The organism is Bacteroidales bacterium (genome assembly GCA_017521245.1).
Taxonomy (GTDB): Bacteria; Bacteroidota; Bacteroidia; order Bacteroidales; family G3-4614; genus Caccoplasma_A.
On the sequence record JAFXDI010000022.1, the window covers coordinates 12734 to 35253 of the forward strand.

The 22520-nt window shown below is 36.7% G+C and carries 18 protein-coding genes; 11 read left to right on the forward strand and 7 right to left on the reverse strand.

The window, feature by feature from the left end; genetic code table 11:
- Window positions 1–5: 5 nt before the first annotated feature.
- The gene (locus tag IKK64_04565; protein ID MBR4119334.1) at window positions 6–3149 is read right to left on the reverse strand and encodes an efflux RND transporter permease subunit; all 3144 of its coding nucleotides are present in this window, start codon (window positions 3147–3149) and stop codon (window positions 6–8) included.
- Window positions 3149–4186, reverse strand: a complete 1038-nt coding sequence (locus IKK64_04570; GenBank protein ID MBR4119335.1) for an efflux RND transporter periplasmic adaptor subunit — start codon at window positions 4184–4186, stop codon at window positions 3149–3151. The genes IKK64_04565 and IKK64_04570 overlap by 1 nt, the downstream gene beginning before the upstream one ends.
- A gap of 205 nt (window positions 4187–4391) precedes the next feature.
- Between IKK64_04570 and IKK64_04575 the strand changes: the two genes are divergently transcribed.
- The 9 genes from IKK64_04575 to IKK64_04615 all read left to right on the forward strand — a co-directional run bounded on the left by IKK64_04575 (window position 4392) and on the right by IKK64_04615 (window position 16327).
- Window positions 4392–5321, forward strand: coding sequence for an AraC family transcriptional regulator (locus IKK64_04575; GenBank protein ID MBR4119336.1), 930 nt, complete (start codon window positions 4392–4394; stop codon window positions 5319–5321).
- A gap of 126 nt (window positions 5322–5447) precedes the next feature.
- A complete protein-coding gene (gene radA / locus IKK64_04580) occupies window positions 5448–6818 on the forward strand; it encodes a DNA repair protein RadA (protein ID MBR4119337.1) in 1371 nt (456 codons plus the stop codon).
- Window positions 6819–6824: 6 nt separating this feature from the next.
- Window positions 6825–8381: an FAD-binding protein gene (locus IKK64_04585; GenBank protein MBR4119338.1), complete on the forward strand. Its 1557-nt coding sequence runs from the start codon at window positions 6825–6827 to the stop codon at window positions 8379–8381.
- A gap of 20 nt (window positions 8382–8401) precedes the next feature.
- Window positions 8402–9856 (forward strand): carbon starvation protein A, encoded by a 1455-nt coding sequence (locus IKK64_04590; protein MBR4119339.1) that lies wholly within the window; start codon window positions 8402–8404, stop codon window positions 9854–9856.
- Window positions 9857–10018: 162 nt separating this feature from the next.
- On the forward strand, window positions 10019–13441 hold the full coding sequence (locus IKK64_04595; protein MBR4119340.1) for an isoleucine--tRNA ligase: 3423 nt from the start codon (window positions 10019–10021) through the stop codon (window positions 13439–13441).
- 159 nt (window positions 13442–13600) lie between these two features.
- Window positions 13601–13978, forward strand: a complete 378-nt coding sequence (locus IKK64_04600) for a TraR/DksA C4-type zinc finger protein (GenBank protein MBR4119341.1) — start codon at window positions 13601–13603, stop codon at window positions 13976–13978.
- A 143-nt stretch (window positions 13979–14121) separates the two neighbouring features.
- Window positions 14122–14760 (forward strand): lipoprotein signal peptidase, encoded by a 639-nt coding sequence (locus IKK64_04605; protein MBR4119342.1) that lies wholly within the window; start codon window positions 14122–14124, stop codon window positions 14758–14760.
- Window positions 14761–14852: 92 nt separating this feature from the next.
- A complete protein-coding gene (locus tag IKK64_04610) occupies window positions 14853–15509 on the forward strand; it encodes a DUF4296 domain-containing protein (protein MBR4119343.1) in 657 nt (218 codons plus the stop codon).
- A gap of 2 nt (window positions 15510–15511) precedes the next feature.
- Window positions 15512–16327, forward strand: a complete 816-nt coding sequence (locus tag IKK64_04615) for a DUF4112 domain-containing protein (protein MBR4119344.1) — start codon at window positions 15512–15514, stop codon at window positions 16325–16327.
- A 104-nt stretch (window positions 16328–16431) separates the two neighbouring features.
- Here IKK64_04615 and glmM read toward each other — a convergent pair whose 3' ends face one another.
- Genes glmM through IKK64_04630 form a run of 3 tightly spaced genes read right to left on the reverse strand, consistent with a single transcriptional unit; the run spans window position 16432 to window position 19478 of the window.
- Window positions 16432–17817 (reverse strand): phosphoglucosamine mutase, encoded by a 1386-nt coding sequence (gene glmM / locus IKK64_04620; protein ID MBR4119345.1) that lies wholly within the window; start codon window positions 17815–17817, stop codon window positions 16432–16434.
- Between the two features lie 12 nt (window positions 17818–17829).
- Entirely contained in the window at window positions 17830–18459 is a 630-nt protein-coding gene (locus IKK64_04625) for a DUF4827 family protein (GenBank protein MBR4119346.1), read from the reverse strand.
- A gap of 8 nt (window positions 18460–18467) precedes the next feature.
- Entirely contained in the window at window positions 18468–19478 is a 1011-nt protein-coding gene (locus IKK64_04630; protein MBR4119347.1) for a bifunctional oligoribonuclease/PAP phosphatase NrnA, read from the reverse strand.
- A 110-nt stretch (window positions 19479–19588) separates the two neighbouring features.
- Between IKK64_04630 and mazG the strand changes: the two genes are divergently transcribed.
- Entirely contained in the window at window positions 19589–20377 is a 789-nt protein-coding gene (gene mazG, locus IKK64_04635) for a nucleoside triphosphate pyrophosphohydrolase (protein ID MBR4119348.1), read from the forward strand.
- A gap of 7 nt (window positions 20378–20384) precedes the next feature.
- On the opposite strand, the gene IKK64_04640 is transcribed toward mazG, so the two are convergent.
- Window positions 20385–21134 (reverse strand): RNA methyltransferase, encoded by a 750-nt coding sequence (locus IKK64_04640; protein MBR4119349.1) that lies wholly within the window; start codon window positions 21132–21134, stop codon window positions 20385–20387.
- Between the two features lie 76 nt (window positions 21135–21210).
- Here IKK64_04640 and IKK64_04645 point away from each other — a divergent pair, with 76 nt between their 5' ends.
- Complete coding sequence (locus tag IKK64_04645) at window positions 21211–22050, forward strand: ATPase (GenBank protein MBR4119350.1); 840 nt, start codon at window positions 21211–21213, stop codon at window positions 22048–22050.
- Window positions 22051–22261: 211 nt separating this feature from the next.
- On the opposite strand, the gene IKK64_04650 is transcribed toward IKK64_04645, so the two are convergent.
- The coding region (locus IKK64_04650) for a T9SS type A sorting domain-containing protein (GenBank protein ID MBR4119351.1) at window positions 22262–22520 on the reverse strand (259 nt) is incomplete at its 5' end.

The following is a 22520-nucleotide window of genomic DNA, read 5'->3' on the forward strand; positions in this document are numbered from 1 at the left end:
AGTGGTTATACGTTTGTTGGTTTTTTAATACGGAATAGTACTGCGTAAAATATTGGTAACAATATTAGTGTTATTATTGTTCCAAATGTCAATCCCCCCATAATGGTTATTGCCATTGAACTATACATGGGATCTCCTATTAGTGGTATCATTCCTACTATGGTTGTGAGAGATGCCATAAGTACTGGGCGTACGCGTGATACGGTTGCTTCAACTATTGCTTTGTATGGTTCTACTCCCTCCTCTACTTGCAGACGGTTTATCTCATCTACCAACACTATGGCATTTTTTACCATCATTCCTACAAGTCCTAACATTCCTATGATTGCCATAAAGGTCATAGGCTGATTTGAGAGTAATAGGGCTGCTACTATTCCACAGAATACGAATGGAAAACATATTAATATAAGTATTACCTTTTTCCAACTATTGAATAATAGTAGCAATATTGCTAATATTATAAATATGGTAATAGGTATGTATTTGAAGAGGTTTTTCATTGCATCTCCTTGCAATTCGCCCTCCCCTAACCATCGCATTGTGTAGCCTTCGGGTAATGGTATTGCTTCTATTTCTTCTTTTATCTCTTGTACTATTTTTGCAGGGGTTGCTTCATCGTTTTCAATTGCGGGATCGCACTCTGCTTCTATTGCTCTGCGACCATTGACACGATATACCAAATCTTCGTCCCACTCTAAATTTACATCTTTGACTACATTGCTCAATGGGGTTGATTTGAACATTTTATCTTGTAAGGCGGTCATTGCCTTACCTCCAGATAGGGCACTATTCAAATCATCGTTTGAGAGGTGTACGTTCATCATACTCCATACCGGTATCTCTTCAATGTTTGTGATACGACTTCCGTCACTATTGCGTACTTGAAGATTTATCATAACCATCTTCTCTTGGTCGTTCAGTACTCCTACTGTCATTCCGTCATTTGCTGCCATTAGTGCATTTGCTACATCACCTCGCCCTACTCCTGCTCGTAGTGCATCGGGTTGTATATATTGTGCTACTAATGATTTTCCTACGGGTTTCCAGTTGTTTTGTACCGAGTATTTATCTACGTACTCACAACGTCGCATTATATCTTCGGCTTGAGCACTTAATTTGCGTAATACTGCGGGATCGGCTCCTGTGAATTCTACCTCAACGGTGTGTGAGGTTGCTATTGAGAAGTTGTATTTTCGAGTACGTATGTATGCTTCAGGATATTTTTCGCGTAACTCTTTTCGTATCTCGGGGATATATTTTATTACGCTGTTGTAGTCTTTGCAGTCGATTATCAACTCACCATAACAGTCTCCTCCTGATGTCATTGGTCGTACTAAACAATAGTGGGCAGGGGCTGATCCTTGACTTATGGCTACTCGCTCTACATGTGGATTCTTTGATATATCTTCGCTCATTTGTAAGAGTTTGTCTCTTACAATATTTGCATCTGAGGCTGATGGGAAGAAACACTCTACCACAAATTGTTTGTAATCAAAGTCGGGAAAGAACAGGTTTTTTACTTTTGTCATTCCAAAGAGTGACGCCATTAATAATATTATTGCTACAATGAGTGTTATTTTGCGATGTTCAACCAATTTGTCTATTGATCTGCGTACAAACTTGTGTGCCGGCGAGTTCATTACCTCTCCTTTTGATGCTTTTGATTTTTCAGTTTTTGGCAACCACGCTTTTGCACACATTGGCACTTGCACCAATGCCAACACCCAACTTACCAACAGACTTACACATAGTACTAAAAACAGGTCTCCTGCATACTCTCCTGCTGAATCGGGTGAGAGATATATTGCCAAAAATGTTGTGGCTGCTATTATTGTTGCTCCCAACAATGGCATTGCTGTATTTTTTCCTATGCGATATAGGTAAGTGTCTTGGGGTAATCCTCTTTTTTTATCTATTAGGATTCCGTCCATTATTACAACGGCATTATCAACCAACATTCCCATTGCTACGATGAATGCTCCTAATGATATTCGTTGCAGGGTTGTTCCCATCATTAATAATACAGGGAACGATATGGCTATTGTTAGTATTAATCCAAATCCGATGATGAGTCCACTACGGTAGCCCATTGTAAATACCAAAACCAATACTACTATCAATACCGACTCTAATAGATTTATCATAAATGATGAGATTGCGTCATCTACTTTATCGGGTTGAAAGAATATTTTTTCGGTTTTAAATCCTATGGGGAGTGTTTTCATTGCCTCTGCCAACTTGGCATCTACTGCTTTTCCTACATCAGGTACTATTACTGAAGACTCCATTGCTATACATATTGCCATGGCTGGCTCGCCACTTACAAAGAATCCATTGCGCTGGGGCTCTGAATAGGTGCGTTCTACTTTTGCTATGTCGCCTAATCGCAATTTGCGTCCATCCATTGTCTGGATTAACAGGTTACGAATATCTTCTTCATTCTCAACATCGGAATCGACATAGACAGATATTCTCTCTTCGCCTGTTTGATAGCGTCCTGAGTTTACTGTTTTTCCTGCCGATTGCAATGCCGACATTATTTGTGTGGGTATTATTCCATTGCGTGTTATCTGCTCTTTTGAGAGTACTATGTTTATTACTTCATCGCGATTACCGCTTAATATTATTCGTTTTACTCCCTCTACATCAAGAAGTTCTCGGCGGAGATATTTGGCATATTTGTATAGGTCGGAATATTCATAACCGGGCGCTGACAGCGAATAGAATATTCCATATACATCCATCATATCATCTATTACAATGGGTGAATAGCACTCTTGAGGAAGACGCATTGAAGCATCGTTTACTTTGCGGCGGAGTAGGTCAAAGTGTTGCTCCAAATCTTTGTTTAGAACAGTCATCTTAAACTCTACGGTAAACATTGCCATTCCGTTTTGGCACTCGCTCTTTACCTTTTTTACATTGGGTAATGCTCTTAACTCTTCTTCCATAAATTGTGCTACCTTCAACTCCACTTCGTGAGCACTTGCTCCCGGATATGGTACCACAACCATTGCTTGTTTTGCCGATACGGCTGGATCTTCTAATTTAGGCATCTGTATAAACGAGAGTACTCCCGCTACTATTGATGCCACCATAAGCGACCAAAATATTATGGGACGCTTAACAAAATATTCTGTTATCTTCATTATAGCAATCCTCCTATATTGGTTTTACTACTCTCTTGTATGGGTTTTACTTTTTCGCCTTGTTGTAAATTTACATTTCCTGTGCGGACTATTTTCATATCAGGTGTTATTCCCGACTCGATAACTGCCTCTCCGTTTACAAGTTTAGCAGAGAGTTCTACCTCTTGTTTTGTTATGGTTGAATCGGATTTAAATTCCCATACATACGATTTGTCTCCTTCTTTGAATATTGCACTCAAAGGAAGTTGATATTGCTCTTTATCTTGTTGTGAGGATGATACTATTGTTAAATCGACATTCATTCCTGCTGTTAGTAGTTTTACCGGTGCTTGAGTGAATGTTAGTTTTATTCGATATAGTTGATTTCCATCGGCTTTGGGATTGATGCTTATCAATTTTAAGGGTATTCTCGCTTCTACTCCCGCTACACCGCAATAGAACTCTTTGAAGTTTGCTCGTTGTTGATATTCACTAACAGGAATATCTGCTACTATCTCCATTTGCGAGACATCAAGGAGTTTAAATAGTACTGTTCCTGCATCAACCATCTCGGCTGGCGAAAAATTTACCGATTGTACATATCCATCGGTTGGGGCATATAGTTTTGTATATTCGAGTTTGTTTTGGTTTAGTTGCAGTTGTACGGCTAACTGTTTTAATCCTGCTGTTGCTTTTTCGTAATCGTTTACCGATACACTCTTTTGTTGATAGAGCTTTTCGACACGTGCAACTTCATCTTTTACCTGATTATACTGTATTTCAAGGGCTTCTACTCCAAGTTTATAGTCTGAGTCGTCTAACTCTGCAAGGAGTTGCCCTTTGCGAACATAGTCTCCCTCTTTTACATATATCTTCTCTATCTCTCCCGGAGTTTTAAAACCAAGACTTATATCGTTAGTTGCCTCTATCATTCCTGAATAGCTCTTAGTGTTGTCACCACCGAGAAGCGTGGGAGAGATCAGATATACACTACTTACATAATCATCTTTTTGTGTCTCACCACATGAGACTAATAGTGTTGCCACAATAAGCAACATTGCATAAATGTTTCTTTTCATATCTTATATTATTTTTATATATTTTCTGAACTGCAAATTTCTATATTTTTTACCATTTTACTTTGTTTTCTGTTTCTAAATATTTGTTCATTTTTTCGTTTTTTTGTATATTTAAATGGAAGATTTCCCGGTTTTTTATTCAAATAAGTATATATTTGCAGAAATACTAACTTTTTATTTACTGATGAAAAATAATAAACAAGTTGAACCTTTGAGCATGATGATGCTTCCGCAAAACAAGTGGACTTATTTTCATAACAACGATGTTTTTGTTTCGGATAATCTTGATAGGGATATTATAGAGGATAGTATTAGTGAGTGTCTTAAAAATTCTCCTCTCGATTCTATTTCACACCCTTTTAAGATTAAGTTCTCTATTGCAATATTGTGTCTGGGAGGTAGTATTGAAATCAGATCGAACATGAATGAGTACAAATTGGTTTGTAACGACATTGTTATTATTCCTGCTGGAACAATAGGACAATATAGAAATATATCAAATGATTGTAAAATTATAACCATTGCTTTCTCTGCTGACTTTTTGAATACAAACATAGGCTCCAATAAGACGATATTAAATCATAATTTAATTTTTAAACTCCCTATCATATCTCTTAACAATTATGAAATTGATGAGTTTATCAATATTTACAAGAATATTAAAAAGGAGATAAAAGATGATGAGAAGGTTTATAAAAATGAGATTATTCAAAACTATATAAATATCTTTCAATACCACTATTACAGACTCTTGATTAAGAATGGTGTGTTTAATGGGAAGGAAAATAAAAACAGGAGAAATATGATTTTTGACCAATTTATGCAGTTATTAGAAGAGTATCATACCTCAGAACGTAAAATTGGTTTTTATGCTGATAAGTTATGTTTAACTGCTAAATATCTTTCTCAAGTTATTCACGAAGTTAGCGACCGCCACGCAAGTGAATGGATTAAGGACTTTGTTATTTTGGAAGCAAAGGCTCTTTTAAAAAGCAAACAATATACTGTGCAACAGGTTAGTGATATGCTAAACTTTGCTAACCAATCGTTTTTTGGTGTATATTTTAAAAATGCTGTTGGTTGTTCGCCTTTAACTTACCAAAACAAACCATAAACTTCGCTCTTAAATTTTAATTTATAATAGTATTATTTTTGATTTTTGTTTATTTCTTAGTTTAAAGTTTCTTTGTAGTAAGAGCTTTATACACTAACTTTGTAGTTAAGAAACACAATTTATATTATGGCAAAAAATAAGACTGTGTATGTTTGTTCGGTATGTGGTGCTGACTCGCCTAAGTGGTTGGGCAAATGCCCTGCTTGCGGTGAGTGGAACTCGTATGTTGAAGAGATTGTTAGTGCTAAATCTACCAACAACAAAATTGACATCCTTGGAGATAATTCCAATAAGATAAAGCCTACTCTTATTAACGAGATAAAGAGTAGTGAAGAGGTTAGAATGGATATGGGCGACAGTGAATTTAACCGCGTTTTAGGTGGTGGCATTGTTGCAGGTTCGATGGTGCTTATTGGTGGTGAACCCGGTATTGGTAAATCTACTCTTATTCTTCAAACTATTCTTCGTTTAAAGGGGGTTAAAACTCTTTATGTTTCGGGCGAAGAGAGTGCAAGACAACTTAAGATGCGTGCCGAGAGGATTGGGTGTAGTGATAGCGATTGTTATATTGTTTGCGACACTTCGCTTGAAGGTATATTTACTCATATTAAAAACGTTGAACCTCAACTGCTCATTATTGATTCGATACAGACTATCTCAACTGACATATTGGAGTCATCGGCTGGTAGCGTTGCTCAGGTAAGAGAGTGTGCCGCTGCTATTCTTAAGTATGCGAAAGAGAGCAATACTCCTATTATTGTTATTGGTCATATTAATAAGGAGGGTAGCATTGCCGGACCTAAGGTTTTAGAGCATATTGTTGATGCTGTTCTTCAGTTTGAGGGAGATAGACACTACATGTATCGTATCCTTAGGTCTATTAAGAATAGGTTTGGTAATACTTCGGAGTTGGGTATTTATGAGATGCGTCAGGATGGCTTACGCCCTGTTGAAAATCCTTCGGAGTTGCTTCTTTCGCAATCCCACGCCGGTATGAGTGGAGTTGCTACGGCTGTTGCTATTGAGGGTGCAAGACCTTTCTTAATCGAGACTCAATCGTTGGTAAGTAGTGCTGTTTATGGTACTCCTCAACGTTCATCTACCGGGTTTGATGCAAGACGTATGAATATGCTTTTGGCGGTTTTGGAGAAACGTGTTGGTTTTAAACTTGCTCAAAAAGATGTCTTCCTTAATATTGCAGGTGGGTTGAAAGTTAATGATCCTGCTATGGACTTGGCTGTTATTAGTGCTGTGCTTTCTTCAAATATGGATATTGCTATTGATAGCGGTATTTGCATGACTGGCGAGGTTGGTCTATCGGGAGAAATCAGGGCTGTAAACAGAATTGAACAGCGTATATTAGAGGCTGATAAATTGGGATTTAAAAAGATTATTATTCCTGTCGATAATCTTAAAGGTTTTGACAGGAGTAAACTTTCTATTAATATTGTTGAGGTTAGAAAAGTTGATGAGGCTTTTCGACAACTTTTCGGGTAATTGAGTATGGTTAGAGATATTGATATTAGGGTTATTCCCAGAATTGCAGCGACCGAAAGCGAATTAAAACTTTATATTGAGCGTGAAACTGGTATTGATGCCAAGAGCATTGATTGTATAAGAATTTTGAAACGCTCTATTGATGCCAGAAAACCTACCATTTATATTAACCTCAGAGTTAGAGTCTTTTGTGGAGAGATGCCTCAAAACGAGGCTTTTGAGCGTAGAGAATACAGGGATGTTTCTAAGTGCAAAAATGCTATTGTTGTGGGTGCCGGTCCGGCAGGCTTGTTTGCATCGTTACGCCTTATTGAACTTGGGATAAAACCTATTATGCTTGAGCGTGGCAAGGATGTTCATGCCCGCAGAAAAGATATTGCTCTTATTAGTAGAGAGCATAAGGTAAACGGAGAGTCGAACTACTCATTTGGCGAAGGTGGTGCTGGGGCATACTCTGATGGTAAACTCTATACTCGCAGTAAAAAGAGAGGCTCGGTTGAGAGAATTTTAAATATTCTTTGCCAGTTCGGGGCATCGGAATCGATATTATATGATGCTCATCCGCATATTGGTACCGATAAACTTCCTAAGGTTATTGAGAATATAAGGAATCAGATTATAGCCTCTGGTGGAGAGGTATATTTTGAGAAGAAAATGACTCAACTTATTGTTAAAGGCAATAGAGTTAAGGGTGTTATCTGTGAAGATGGAAGCGAGTTTTTAGGGGATGTTATTCTTGCTACCGGACACTCGGCAAGGGATGTTTATAGATACCTTAACAACAATAATATTGAACTTGAGGCAAAAGGTTTTGCTGTGGGTGTAAGATTGGAACACCCTCAACATTTGTTGGATTGTATTCAATACCATAGCAAAAAAGGTAGAGGTGAGTATTTGCCTGCTGCTGAATATGCTTTTGTTTCGCAAGTTAAAGAGCGTGGTGTATATTCGTTTTGTATGTGCCCGGGAGGTTTTGTTGTTCCTGCGGCAAGTGGCGATAACCAAATTGTTGTGAATGGTATGTCTCCTTCAAATAGAGGCTCTAAGTGGGGAAACTCTGGTATGGTGGTTGAAATTCGCCCTGAAGATTTAAAAAAAGAGGGTTTCAATGGCATATTGGCAGGTTTGGAATTTCAAGAGAGATTAGAGGCTACTTGTTTTGCTAATGGTAAAGGTCAGACCGCTCCTGCCCAAAGAATGGAGGATTTTGTTAAAGGCAGACTATCTTCTACCCTTCCCTCTACATCATACACTCCCGGTGTAATATCTTCGCCTCTTCACTTCTGGATGCCTCAATTTATTACAGAAAGATTAAAGGGAGGTTTTGAACAATTTGGAAGAAAGGCTCACGGATTTTTAACCAATGAGGCTCTGATGATTGGTGTAGAAACTCGAACATCTTCTCCAGTGAGAATTCCCAGAAACTTTGATAACTTACAACATATTAGATTAGAGGGATTATATCCGTGTGGCGAGGGTGCCGGTTATGCTGGTGGCATTGTTTCAGCGGCTATTGACGGAGAACGTTGTGCTGAGAATTTAGCGATAAAGATTAATAACTGATTGAACATTACAGAATTAAGATGATAACTTTTTGTATTTCACTTGCATTGCTTATTGTTGCATATTTTACATACGGTAAACTTTGTGAACGCATTTTTGGTGTTGATGAGAATAGAAAAACCCCTGCTGTTGAGAAAGCAGACGGCGTTGACTATATTGTTATGCCTAAGTGGAAAATCTTTCTTATTCAGTTCTTGAATATTGCAGGATTAGGTCCTATTTTTGGTGCTATAATGGGTGCCAAATTTGGTAGCGCTTCTTTTTTATGGATTGTTTTTGGGTGTATTTTTGCAGGTGCAATGCACGACTATTTTGCAGGTATGATGTCGCTACGCCACAATGGTGAGGGATTGCCCTCTACTGTTGGCAGATATTTGGGTAATACGGCTCAAATTGGTATGAGAATTTTCACTCTTATCCTGCTTATCATTGTTGGAGTGGTGTTTGTTTCAGGACCTGCTAATTTACTTGCAATGCTTACCCCTGAAAGCCTCGATGCAACATTTTGGATTCTTGTAATTTTTGCATACTATATTGTTGCTACCCTATTCCCTATTGATAAAATAATTGGTAAGATATACCCTGTTTTTGGGTTTGCCTTGCTCTTTATGGCAATAGGTATTTTGGCTGTTCTGCTCTTTACATTCCCTGATATTCCAGAGATTACTGATGGCATTAAGAATATGCACCCAAAGGCAGAGAGTAATCCTATATTTCCTATGATGTTTGTTAGTATTGCTTGTGGTGCAATATCAGGTTTCCATGCTACTCAATCGCCTATGATGGCTCGTTGTATGAGTAACGAGAAACAAGGTCGCCCTATATTTTTTGGTGCTATGATTACCGAAGGTATTGTTGCCCTTATTTGGGCAGCAGCGGCAACAGTCTTCTTTTCGCCCGAAGGTCAAGAGTTTTTTGGCATAACAGATGCGAATGTAAACTCTGATGCCGCATCGATAGTACATATTATCTCATACAAATGGCTTGGTGTGATTGGTGGATTTTTAGCAATATTAGGTGTTATTGCTGCTCCTATATCAACAGGAGATACTGCCTTCCGCTCGGCTCGTCTTATTACAGCAGACTTCCTTAAAATGGGACAAAAGAGTATTAAAAACAGATTACTCATTTCTGTTCCTATGTTTGCTATTGCCATTGTAATTTTAATATTCAGTCTTGCAAACGAGGATGGTTTTGAGATTATATGGCGATACTTTGCATGGAGTAATCAAGTGTTAGCAGTTATAACGCTTTGGGCTATCACTATGTTCCTAAAAACTAAACGAAATGGTTGGTGGTGGTTAATATCTTTCATACCTGCTATGTTTATGACTTGTATGACTTTGACATTCATTTTGTATGCTAAAATAGGTGCTGGTTTAGAATACAACATTGCTGTTATTTTGAGTTTAATATTTACTCTTTTATGCAGTGGATGGTTTGTAGTTAAAAGTAACAAAAAGATAGTGAGTTAACGAGCTTTTTAAACAAAACAACTCAGTCAAGTATAGATAAAGAGCGAGAAGATAAAACTTTTCGCTCTTTTTGTTATAAAAAGAAAAACTATCAATATTTTCTCTTGCATTTACCATTGATTTTAAGTAATTTTGCAACTTAATTATTATAATAGTAATATTATGCAAAAGAAATTCGCTGAATATAACAAATTCGATTTATCGGAAATAAATAAAGAAATCCTTGAGAAATGGGATAAAGAGGGCGTGTTCGCCAAGAGTTATGAACTCAGAGAGGGCGCTCCTTCGTTTGTGTTTTTTGAGGGGCCTCCATCGGCTAATGGTATGCCCGGTATTCACCACGTAATGGCTCGTTCTATCAAAGATATTTTCTGCCGTTACAAAACTATGAAAGGTTTTCAAGTTAAACGTAAAGCGGGATGGGATACTCATGGTTTGCCCGTTGAACTTGGTGTTGAAAAACTTCTTGGTATCACAAAAGAGGATATTGGTAAAACCATAAGCGTTGGAGAGTATAATGCCGCTTGTCGTAAAGAGGTTATGAAATATACTCGTGAGTGGGAAGACCTTACTCACAAAATGGGTTACTGGGTTGATATGAATGACCCATATATCACCTACGACAACCGCTATATTGAGACTCTTTGGTGGTTACTAAAACAACTTTACAACAAAGATTTACTTTATAAAGGATACACTATTCAACCTTACTCACCAGCAGCAGGAACAGGTTTGAGTTCGCACGAATTGAACCAACCCGGTTGTTATCGCGATGTTAAAGATACTACTGCAGTTGCTCAATTTAAGATTGTTAATCCTAAAGAGGAGATGACAAAATGGGGAACTCCTTACTTCTTGGCATGGACAACTACTCCTTGGACTTTGCCTTCAAACACTGCTCTTTGTGTGGGTAACAAGATTGATTATGTTGCTATTCAAACATACAACTCATATACAGGAAAACCTATAACTGCTGTTCTTGCAAAGGCTCTTGTGGCTGCTCACTTCAATCCAAAAGGTGCTGAGGCTGCTATGGAAGAGTATAAACAAGGCGACAAGGTTGTTCCTTACCGCATTATTGCCGAATACAAAGGTAGCGACCTTGTGGGAATGAAATATGAGCAACTTATTCCTTGGGTAAATCCTGGAGAGAATGCGTTCAGAGTTATTCCCGGAGATTATGTTACCACTGAAGATGGTACTGGTATTGTTCACATTGCTCCCACTTTTGGAGCTGATGACGCATTTGTTGCTAAAGCAGCAGGTATTCCTCCTTTGCACATGATTAACAAAAAAGGCGAGACTCGCCCAATGGTTGACCTCGCTGGTAAATTCTATTTGATAGAGGAACTTGATGAGGAGTTTGTTAAAAACTGCGTAAATGTTGAACTTTACAAAGAGTTTGAGGGCAGATTTGTTAAGAACGCATACGATGCTAACTTGACTGATAAGGATGAGACTTTGGACATTGCTATATGTATGATGATGAAGGCTTCGGATAAGGCATTCAAAATCGAAAAGCATATTCACAACTATCCTCACTGTTGGCGTACCGACAAACCTGTATTATACTATCCTTTGGATAGCTGGTTTATCCGTTCTACTGCTTGCAAAGAGCGTATGAGCGAACTAAACAAAACTATTAACTGGAAACCTGAATCCACTGGAACAGGACGCTTTGGTAAATGGTTGGAGAATCTTAACGACTGGAACTTGTCTCGCAGCCGTTTCTGGGGTACTCCCCTGCCCATCTGGCGTAGCGAAGAGGGCGAGGAGATTTGCATTGGCTCAGTAGAGGAACTTTACGACGAGATAGAGAAGGCTGTTGCCGCTGGTATTATGAGCGAAAACCCATACAAAGTGGTTGGCTTTGTTCCCGGCGACTACTCTCCAGAAAATTATGACAAGATTGATTTGCACCGTCCATACGTTGATGATATTACTCTTGTTTCGGAGAGTGGTAAACCTATGAAACGTGAAACCGACTTGATTGATGTCTGGTTTGACTCCGGTGCTATGCCATACGCTCAAGTTCACTATCCTTTTGAGAATAAAGAGTTGTTTGATGACCGAAAGATTTTCCCTGCTGACTTTATTGCTGAGGGTGTTGACCAAACACGTGGATGGTTCTTTACTCTGCACGCAATAGGTACTATGGTATTTGATAACATTGCTTATAAAGCGGTTGTTTCTAATGGTCTTGTTCTTGACAAGAACGGCAATAAGATGTCGAAACGCTTGGGCAATGCGGTTGATCCTTTTGGTGCTATTGAGAAATATGGTTCAGATCCTTTGCGTTGGTATATGATTACAAACTCTTCGCCTTGGGATAACCTTAAATTTGATATTGATGGAGTTGAAGAGGTACGCCGTAAATTCTTTGGGACTCTTTATAATACATACTCATTCTTTGCTCTTTATGCTAATGTTGATAACTTCAACTTTAATGAAGCAGAGATTCCGGTTAGTGAGCGTCCTGAGATTGACCAATGGATTATATCTCTATTGAACTCATTAATCAAGGAGGTTGATGAGCATTATAACAACTATGAGCCTACTCGTGCAGGTCGTGCAATTTCAGATTTTGTTAACGACAATTTGAGTAACTGGTATGTTCGCCTAAATCGTAAACGTTTCTGGGGCGGTAGTATGAATAGTGATAAACTTTCGGCTTACCAGACTCTATATACTTGTTTGGAGACTATTGCTTCGCTAATGGCTCCTATATCTCCTTTCTTTGCTGACAAACTTTATTGCGATTTGATAGCTGCTACTGGAAGAGATGACAAATCAGTTCATTTGAGTTTATTCCCAGTTTGTAATGAGGCTCTCATAAATAAAGACCTTGAAGAGAGAATGAAGATTGCTCAAGATATGACTTCGATGATTTTGGCTCTTCGTAGAAAGGTTAACATTAAGGTAAGACAACCTCTTACTGCTATTATGGTTCCAGTTGTTAGCGAGTTACAAAAAACACAAATAGAGGCAGTCAAAGAACTTGTTTTAAACGAGGTTAACGTTAAAGAGATTAAGTTTGTTGATGATACAGAAGGTATCTTAGTTAAGAGAGTTAAGCCTGACTTCAAGAAACTTGGCCCTCGTTATGGTAAGATTATGAAACAACTTGCCGCTGCTATTGCTAAAATGGAGCAACACGATATCTCGGTATTTGAGAAAGAGGGCTCATTTAAATTTGATATTGAGGGAACAGAGGCTATTGTTGAATTAAACGATGTTGAGATTATCTCAGAAGATATTCCCGGTTGGTTAGTTGCCAACGAAGGTAATATTACTGTTGCTCTTGACATAACTGTTACTGAGGAGTTGAAACAAGAAGGTATTGCGCGTGAGCTAGTTAATCGTATTCAAAATATGCGTAAGTCTGGAGGTTTAGAGATTACCGATAAGATTTGTGTTACTATTGAGAAGAACGATGAGACAGACAAGGCTGTTGAAGTTTATGGAGAGTACATTGCTAAACAAGTTTTAGCAAATAGTATTGCAGTTTCGGATACAATGCCAGAAAATGCAGCCGATATTGACTTTGACGGATTTGTATTAAAGATTGCAATTACCAAATGCTAATATTATAAGTTTATATACTTATTATAATTAAGAGTTTTGTTTCTTGCATATATAAGTTTGATTTTATATATTTGTTGCAACAACAAACTTGGTTTAATAAACATTATTTGATTTGTTGCGTTATTGAGTAAGTATAAACCTTTTTTAAACTAAAAAACTATGAGCGAAAAAACAAGATATTCTGATGAGGAACTTGAAGAGTTTAAAGCATTAATCAAAGAGAAACTTGAAGATGCTTATAATTACTATAATAGCCTAAAAGCGGCTATCGTTAATTCTGATGGAAACGATACTTCAGATACTTCTCCTACTTTTAAAGTTTTAGAAGAGGGTGCTTCTACATTAAGTAAAGAAGAGGCTGGTCAATTAGCACAACGCCAAATGAAATTTATTCAACACCTTGAAGCTGCATTGATTAGAATTGAGAACAAAACTTATGGTGTTTGCCGCGAGACCGGTAAACTGATACCAAAGGAGAGACTTCGTGCCGTTCCTCACGCTACATTATCAGTGGATGCAAAAAACAACAGGAAGTAATAAATACAACGATTTTCGCTCCGATGATAAAAAACAGAAGAGGGAAAGATCATTGTAAAATAGAGGTAATAACTTTAAGAGAAGTGTATAACAATGTGATAATTATGACTATTGTTATACTCTTCTCTTTTTAAGATTTTATTATGATAAATAAAACACAACGTAAATATATTTGGTTAAGTGTAATTGTTATCTTATTGGTTCTAATAATTGACCAAACTTCAAAATTCTTAGTTAAAACCAATATGTATTTAGGGGAAAGCATTGATGTTTTCTCTTGGTTTAAGATTCTTTTTATTGAGAACAATGGAATGGCATTTGGCATGGAGTTGGGTAGCAAACTATTCTTGACCATATTCAGAATTGTTGCAATTACCTTAATAGGGTACTACATTTACAAACTTATTAAGAAAAACAATAATTTAAAGAAAGGGTATCTTATCTCTATATCTCTCATCTTTGCCGGTGCTTTGGGAAATATTATTGATTGTCTTTTTTATGGTGTAATCTTTAATGCTCCAAGATTTCCAGAGATTGCCACTCTGTTTCCCGCAGAGGGCGGTTATGCCAATTTTATGTATGGGCGTGTTGTAGATATGCTATATTTCCCTCTATTCAGTTTTGTTTGGCCTGATTGGATTCCTTTTGTGGGTGGAGAATACTTTGAGTTCTTTGAACCTGTATTTAATATTGCCGATTCTGCAATCACAATAGGTATTGCTTTAGTTTTGATTTTTTACAGAAAATCTTTATCGTTTGAATTTTCAAAAGAAAAAGAGTAATGCAACGATTTTTTATTATAAGCTTAGTTGTTTCTTCTATCACTCTGGCTGCTTGCAGCAAAGTTCCCGGAGATGTTATTAAACCTAAAACTATGGAAAATCTGCTTGTTGATATTCATAAAGCAGAGGCATACATGGAGAATAGTAAATATTTGGCTAATAATAAATTGGCTCAAGACTCTGTAAAAAATTCGATATATGCTAAACATGGGGTAACTGGCGCTGAGTTTGATACCTCTATTGTTTGGTATGGTGCAAATCTTGAAGAGTATATTGAGATTTACGATAAAGTTATAATGCGACTTCAAGAGGAGAATAACTCTCTGCTGGCTCTTATGAACAACCAAAAGGATATGTTTACGGGTATGACACGTTCGGGTGATACTGTTAATATTTGGAACATAAATCCCCACTACATTTTTGAAGGCAGACTTAATAATAACTTACTATCTTTTACAGTTCCGTATGATGACAATTTTAAAGATGGAGATTTGTTTAAATTAAAATTCAAACTTACCTCAAGAGAAGATAGTCCTTATGAATCGCATGTTATTTTGGCTGTAAAAGAGAGTAGAGATTCAACGACTATCACCAAAAAGAATATCTTCAAAAATGGCTGGGACTCTATTGAAGTTAAAAGCAAAGGTTCTATAAGAAGAGTTATGGGAAGTTTCTATGTTCCTGCAATACCTGAATGGAGAGTTACTCATATTGATAGTATTACTCTTGAAAGAATACACACGAAGTAGATATGATAAAGGGGTATTTAGGAAATGTATGCTACAATGGCAATATTCTTAAAAACCATATTGTACGCATAGATTCTAATGGTTATGTGGCAGATATTACACCGTTTAAGAGTGAATGTGAAGGTATAGTTCTGAGTGATGATATGCTTGTGATTGTAAATTGCAAGATTGAGGAAATTGAAAAAGTCTCCTTAGAGTTACAAAAAGAGTTTGAAAAGTGTAAATCTTATAATGAGTTTATCAACTCAGAGGGTTATAAAAAGCACATTACAAATTTGACAAAAGGTGCCACTATTGTCAAAATTGAGATAAAAGAGGAGAAACCATACTATACAGAGATAACAAACAAAAAGAGTTGTAAGGTTGAAAATTCTAAATCTTATAAACTTGTTTGCACTCTTGCTAACTTAATGGATAAATATTATATTGACCCTATTATAGGATTTATTCCTATTGCCGGGGATATTATTCCTCCTCTATGCTCTATCCCATCGATATATGTTTCTGCCATAAAGTTAAGATCTATTCCTCTAACACTTGCCATAACTCTCAATATCCTTATTGACGCACTCGTTGGTATGATTCCATTTTTTATTGGGAACATAATAGATTTTTATAATAAGGCATATATCAAAAATCTAAAACTTATTATTGGCTATGTAAACAACGATAAAGAGACTATCAATAAGGTTAATAAAAAGGCAATTATCTCTCTTGTTCTAATATTTACAATTACAATATTACTAATTGCTGCAATTGTATATATTTCAAAATTTATAGCGTTTGTATGGGAATACTTTAAGGAGTTATTTGCTTAACTTAGTAACTTTATAAAATGAGATACAAAGCAAAAGAGTTCGGTGATGCCGAACTCTTTTACTTTATATTATAATCTTATTACAAATTAGAATAGACCTTTTTATTAGTCGAACGATTTTATTACTGCAATAATATCATCAGCTGTCTTTTCTGCCTCCTCCATTGTTTTTGCTTCGGCATATATACGAACTATTGGTTCTGTATTTGATTTGCGAAGTTGTACCCAACGATCAGGAAAGTCTATTTTTATTCCGTCAATATCGTTTACATCATACTCAGCATATTTCTCTTTTACAGCCTCAAATATCTTATCTATATCCATTGTAGGTGTTAAATCAAGACGTTTTTTTGCTATTGAGTATTGAGGATATCCTGCACGTAGTTCACTAACTTTTTTACCGCATTTTGCAAGATAAGTTAAGAAAAGAGCTACTCCAACAAGAGCATCACGTCCATAGTGAAGTTCAGGATAGATTACTCCTCCATTACCCTCGCCACCGATTATAGCGTTTGTCTCTTTCATTTTTGTTACAACGTTAACCTCTCCTACTGCTGCTGGTGAGTATGATGCTCCCATTGCTTGTGTAACATCGCGTAATGCTCTTGAAGAACTCATATTTGACACTGTGTTTCCAAGTGTGTTTTGCAATACATAATCGGCACATGCTACAAGAGTGTACTCCTCTCCAAACATTTCGCCATCTTCACATATTATTGCTAAACGGTCAACATCTGGATCAACTACAAATCCTACATCTACGCCTCCTTTTTTCATTAAAGATGAGATTTCTGTCAAGTGTTGAGGGAGTGGCTCTGGATTGTGAGGAAATTGTCCGTTTGGTGTGCAGAACAATTTCTCTACTTTTGTTACTCCTAATGCCTCAAGTAACTCGGGTATTGCTACTCCTCCTACTGAATTTACGCAATCAATTGCTACACTGAAATTTGCTTTTTTGATTGCCTCTGCATCTACAAGTGGTAAGTTTAATACCGCTTCGATATGACGTGCTGTATATGTATCGTTTTTTATCTCTTTTCCAAGAGAGTCAACATCGGCATACTCAAAACTCTCTGCCGCCGCAATTTCTAAAACTTCTTTTCCTTCTGCCGCATTCAAGAACTCTCCTTTTTCGTTTAAAAGTTTTAGAGCATTCCATTGTTTGGGGTTGTGACTTGCTGTTAATATTATACCTCCGCAAGCACCCTCCATAACTACTGCCATCTCAGTTGTAGGTGTTGTTGCCAATCCAATGTTTATAACATCAAATCCCATTCCTGTCAATGCTCCTGCTACGCATGAATATACCATATCGCCTGATATACGAGCATCACGACCAACTACTATCTTATTAGTTGTAACCTTTGTCGTTTTTTTAATAAATGTTGCATAGGCTGATGTAAATTTTATTACATCTAATGGGGTTAAACAATCTCCTGGTTCTCCGCCGATTGTTCCTCTAATTCCTGAAATTGATTTAATTAATGACATAGTTCTAAAGTTTTAGTTTTTTGCAATTGTATATTCTATGTAATATAAATATGGTACAACTGATGACACACTCTCAGAAAATCCCACCTTTGAGGGTAATATCAAATAGACTTTTGCTCTATCATATAGATGTGCCAATGGATACTCTATACCTAATCTATAATCGTAATATTGCGACATAGGAACATTATAATCTTGAATATAATCAAAACAATATTCGTTTATATCGGGATAGTAAAAATTTCCTACTCCGCCGTTATTCATATCAAACATTTTAATATCGTAAGGAGCTGTTGCCCATGTATTCAAGTTAACTCTTAAGAAACGAAAATATACTCTCTCCCCCTCTTTTATGGTACGTCCGTTTCCTTTATCTATCACTTGCATATATACATCATTCTCTAATTCATAAAAGGGAACTTTTGTTGAGATAGCATTACGAGTTCCAGAGACCTTTATTAGTGATGTATCTGCCGGCAACTCTTCGGTGTATATGCCTCCGTACTTCAAGAACTTACTTATTGACTTTCGTTCTTGGTCTAACAAATCGGCATAAGTCACTGTTTTATCACACGCCGTTAGTGATATAGTTATAAGTGATATTAAAAAAATTATTACTCTATTAAAAATTTTACTACTCATTAGTTTTACTATATGTATTTGTTTATTTGACTCTTTAAGAGAGTTACTGCTTCACAGATTGTCCCAAAGAACTCGCCTCCTGAGGCATTCTTATGCCCTCCTCCATTATACAACTCAGAAGCAATTATGTTTACTGCATACTCTCCAACGGAGCGTAATGATACTTTTACATAATCGCTCTCTTCTCGGAAAAATATAGAGACATTCACGCCCTCTATTCCCAAAGGTTGATTTACTAAGCCTTCGGTATCTCCCTTTTGATATGAGTATCTATTTAGTTCACTACGTGTAAGGGTTATTATTGCAACACCACCTTCAAGGATTTCCATCTTCTCTGATATTGCATAAGAGTTGAGTTTTAGTTTGCTGATTGTTGAAGTGTTACAAACTATTTTGTATATCTCATCTTTATCTATTCCTCTTTGCAACAATTGAGATATTGCAATATATATATCAGAATCGTTTGAGTTATAGGAGAAATTTCCTGTATCGGTCATCATTCCTGTATATATTGCCTCTGCCTCTGATTTTTGAACCTTTTCCTCTAATCCTAATTGATTCAAGATTTTGTAAACCAATAGTGATGTTGATGATATTTGAGGGTATGAGATTATTAAGTTACAGAAATCCGAAGGGTGGATATGGTGATCAATCATCACCTTATAGGCTTTAGCTTTTACTAAATCTTCTTGCATTAAATCTACTCGTTTTGGCTCGTTAAAATCTAAACAGAAGATAGTATCTGCATTTGCAATAATCTCTTTACAACTCTCTGTATTGTTTTTGTATATATTTATATCAGGAGCTCCTTGCAAGAACATTATTGATTTTGGTAGTGCATCGGGCATAACAACCTCTACTTGTTTACCTAACTGCAACAATACTCCACGCAATGCTAAAGAAGAGCCAACAGCATCACCATCAGGGGCAACGTGCGCAACAATCACTACATTGTGACTCTTCTCTATTGCTTGCTGCAACAGATTTTGCTCTTGCTCCGATATAATTGTACTTAACATTGTTATATTGTTATTCATATATTAATGCGAAGATACTACATTTTTAGCATAACCTTTTCAATTTTAATTATTAATTTTGCACTATATGTAACATTTTTAATGTAAAGAGGATGAACAAGAGAAGAGAACTTCAATTAAAGGCTTTTGAAAGATTGCTTGATGTTATGGATGAACTTCGTGAAAAATGTCCATGGGACAGAAAACAGACTAACGAAAGTTTAAGGGCAAACACAATTGAAGAGACATACGAACTTTGTGAGGCTATAACCAATAATGATGAGATAAATATAAAGAAGGAACTTGGAGACTTGCTATTGCATATTGTTTTTTATGCAAAAATTGGTAGCGAGAAAGGTTCTTTTGATATTGCCGATGTTTGCGATGCTCTTTGTGATAAACTTATTTTCCGTCATCCTCATGTGTTTGGCGAGGCTGTTGCAAATAGTGCCGGACAAGTTGAGAAGAGTTGGGAGGAGATTAAACTCAAAGAGAAGGGCGGAAATAAAACCGTTTTGGGTGGTGTTCCTACTGCCCTCCCCGCTTTAGTTAAAGCTTATCGCATACAAGATAAAGCCAGAAATGTTGGTTTTGATTGGGAAAACAGAGAGGATGTTTGGGATAAAGTCAGAGAAGAGATAAGTGAATTTGAAGAGGAGATTAAGTGTGGTGATGCTGATAAAACAGAGGCTGAATTTGGAGATTTGTTATTCTCTCTTATAAATGCAGGTCGTTTGTATAAGATTAACCCGGAAAATGCTCTTGAGAGAACAAACCAAAAATTTACTCGCCGTTTTAACTATGTTGAGAAGTGCTTGACAGAACAAGGCAAATCATTTAAAGAGAGTAACCTCACAGAGATGGATTCTCTTTGGGATGAAGCAAAAAAGAAGGGGCTTTAGCCGAAAACTAACAACTGCTTCTACGGAACTCTGCACAAGTGATGGCGGTGGCTACTGCAACGTTTAGGGATTCTACTTTTTCTCTACCTATTGGGTATGGCGGAAGTAGAATTTTTTTTGTCACCAACTCTTCTATCTCTTTTGATATTCCGTTTCCTTCGTTACCCATTACAATAACGGCATCGTTGGTTAGCGATGTATCATAAATATTCTCGCCGTCAAGGAATGTTCCGTATATAGGTTTGTTGATATTTTTAAGTGTTTCAGCAAGATTTACATATACTACCTTCACCCTCGCCAGTGCTCCCATTGTTGCCTGTATGGTTTTGGGATTGTAAATATCGGCACAGCCTTCGGAACAGAGTATTGTATCTATTCCATACCAATCGGCTATACGAACTATTGTTCCTAAATTACCCGGATCTTGAACACAATCTAATGCCAACAGCAATTTCCCTTTTAGTTCATCAGGTGCAATAGTGTTTTGTGGCATCTCATAAACGGCTATAACATTTTGTGGCGATTGCATAAGCGATGCTTTTGCTATCTCATCGTGGGTTGCCTCTATAACCTCGTTGCAAGATGTGGTATTGTGAGTTTGCAACCACTCGGGGGTTGCTACCAATAATTTACAATTAAACAATGAGAGAGTATCGCCTACCAATTTATCGCCTTCTGCAATAAATAGTTTTTGTTCATATCGCTCCTTCTTTTGAGAAAGAGCTCGTATAAATTTTATTTTTGCTTTACTCAACATTGTTTTTTTATTTGTTTTTGCGAAGATAATACTTTTTTGTTTATAATTTTGTATATAAACATATAATATATAACCAATGATTGTTATTGCTGACAGTGGTTCTACCAAAACAGAGTGGTGTTTTGTTGAGGATGGTATTATAATTAAATGTATTAAATCAAAAGGCATTAACCCATACTTTGAGAGCAAAGAGGAGATAACAGAGAAGATTAAACAGGTTTTATCAGAGTTGGATTCTGTTGATAAAATTTCTGCCATATATTTTTATGGTGCCGGATGCACTCCTGAGAAAAGAGAGGTTGTTAAATGTTCTATTTCGGAGATTGTTGATAGTAACACTTTAATTGAGGTTAACTCTGATCTATTGGGTGCTGCTCGTGCATTGTTTGGTAGAGAGAAAGGTATTGCCTGTATTCTTGGTACAGGTTCAAACTCCTGCTATTACAATGGAGATATTATAGAAAGAAATATATCTCCTTTGGGATTTATTCTTGGCGACGAGGGCAGCGGTGCTGTTATAGGCAGATTATTTATTGGTGGTCTGCTAAAAAATCAGTTTGGAGAAGAGTTAAAAGAACAATTCTTATATGAAAGCAGCCTTACTCAAGGGGAGATTATTGATAGAGTTTATCGAAAAGCTTTCCCTAATAGATTCTTGGCATCTCTATCTCCTCATATTTATAAGCATATAGATAACCCAAGTATTTATAATATTGTATTCGCCAGTTTTAAAGAATTCTTTATTCGCAATGTTATGCAATATGATTACCAAACTAATAATATTGCTTTTATTGGTTCTATTGCCTACTACTACAAAAATATATTAAATGAAGTTGCTCAAAGTCTTAATATATCAATCACAAAAATTGAATCTTCGCCTATTAATGGTTTGGTAAAATTTCATTCTGCTTTTTAGTTATTAAGGTCATTAGATAAAACAGGGGTTACACTCAAAAGTGTAACCCCTGTTAGGTTATTGTTAGTAAATGATTAATTTTTCTGGACAGACGTGGCAGACCACGTCCCCACAAAGATAATTAATCAAACTCTTACTTTACCACAACTTTGAGGTCTTTAACCTCTAACTTGTTGTCGTTCGGTAAAAGCCAATCTCTTGGCTTTTACTCTTACTTAACCACAACTTTTGTTACTTGGTCTCCGCTTACTACGAAGTAGATTCCTTGTGCAATAGATACCTCTGCATTGCCATTAGCAACAAACTCTTTTACAACTTGGCCACTAATGTTTACAACTTTAACTTCTCCCTCGTAACCATTGATATAGATTACGCCGTCAGTAGCATATACTTGAACTGCTTCTGCATCTGCATCTGCGATTCCTACCAAGTCGGGTCCTGTGAAGACTGCCTCTATTGTTACATCGCCA

Coding starts and splice junctions, on each gene's coding strand:
- radA (MBR4119337.1), top strand. CDS start 5,448: ATGGCAAAAAATAAGACTGTGTATGTTTGTTCGGTATGTGGTGCTGAC.
- mazG (MBR4119348.1), top strand. CDS start 19,589: ATGAACAAGAGAAGAGAACTTCAATTAAAGGCTTTTGAAAGATTGCTT.
- IKK64_04565 (MBR4119334.1), bottom strand. CDS start 3,149: ATGAAGATAACAGAATATTTTGTTAAGCGTCCCATAATATTTTGGTCG.
- IKK64_04625 (MBR4119346.1), bottom strand. CDS start 18,459: ATGAGTAGTAAAATTTTTAATAGAGTAATAATTTTTTTAATATCACTT.
- IKK64_04645 (MBR4119350.1), top strand. CDS start 21,211: ATGATTGTTATTGCTGACAGTGGTTCTACCAAAACAGAGTGGTGTTTT.
- IKK64_04610 (MBR4119343.1), top strand. CDS start 14,853: ATGGAAAATCTGCTTGTTGATATTCATAAAGCAGAGGCATACATGGAG.
- IKK64_04615 (MBR4119344.1), top strand. CDS start 15,512: ATGATAAAGGGGTATTTAGGAAATGTATGCTACAATGGCAATATTCTT.
- IKK64_04570 (MBR4119335.1), bottom strand. CDS start 4,186: ATGTTGCTTATTGTGGCAACACTATTAGTCTCATGTGGTGAGACACAA.
- IKK64_04590 (MBR4119339.1), top strand. CDS start 8,402: ATGATAACTTTTTGTATTTCACTTGCATTGCTTATTGTTGCATATTTT.
- glmM (MBR4119345.1), bottom strand. CDS start 17,817: ATGTCATTAATTAAATCAATTTCAGGAATTAGAGGAACAATCGGCGGA.
- IKK64_04605 (MBR4119342.1), top strand. CDS start 14,122: ATGATAAATAAAACACAACGTAAATATATTTGGTTAAGTGTAATTGTT.
- IKK64_04595 (MBR4119340.1), top strand. CDS start 10,019: ATGCAAAAGAAATTCGCTGAATATAACAAATTCGATTTATCGGAAATA.
- IKK64_04585 (MBR4119338.1), top strand. CDS start 6,825: ATGGTTAGAGATATTGATATTAGGGTTATTCCCAGAATTGCAGCGACC.
- IKK64_04640 (MBR4119349.1), bottom strand. CDS start 21,134: ATGTTGAGTAAAGCAAAAATAAAATTTATACGAGCTCTTTCTCAAAAG.
- IKK64_04600 (MBR4119341.1), top strand. CDS start 13,601: ATGAGCGAAAAAACAAGATATTCTGATGAGGAACTTGAAGAGTTTAAA.
- IKK64_04630 (MBR4119347.1), bottom strand. CDS start 19,478: ATGTTAAGTACAATTATATCGGAGCAAGAGCAAAATCTGTTGCAGCAA.
- IKK64_04575 (MBR4119336.1), top strand. CDS start 4,392: ATGAAAAATAATAAACAAGTTGAACCTTTGAGCATGATGATGCTTCCG.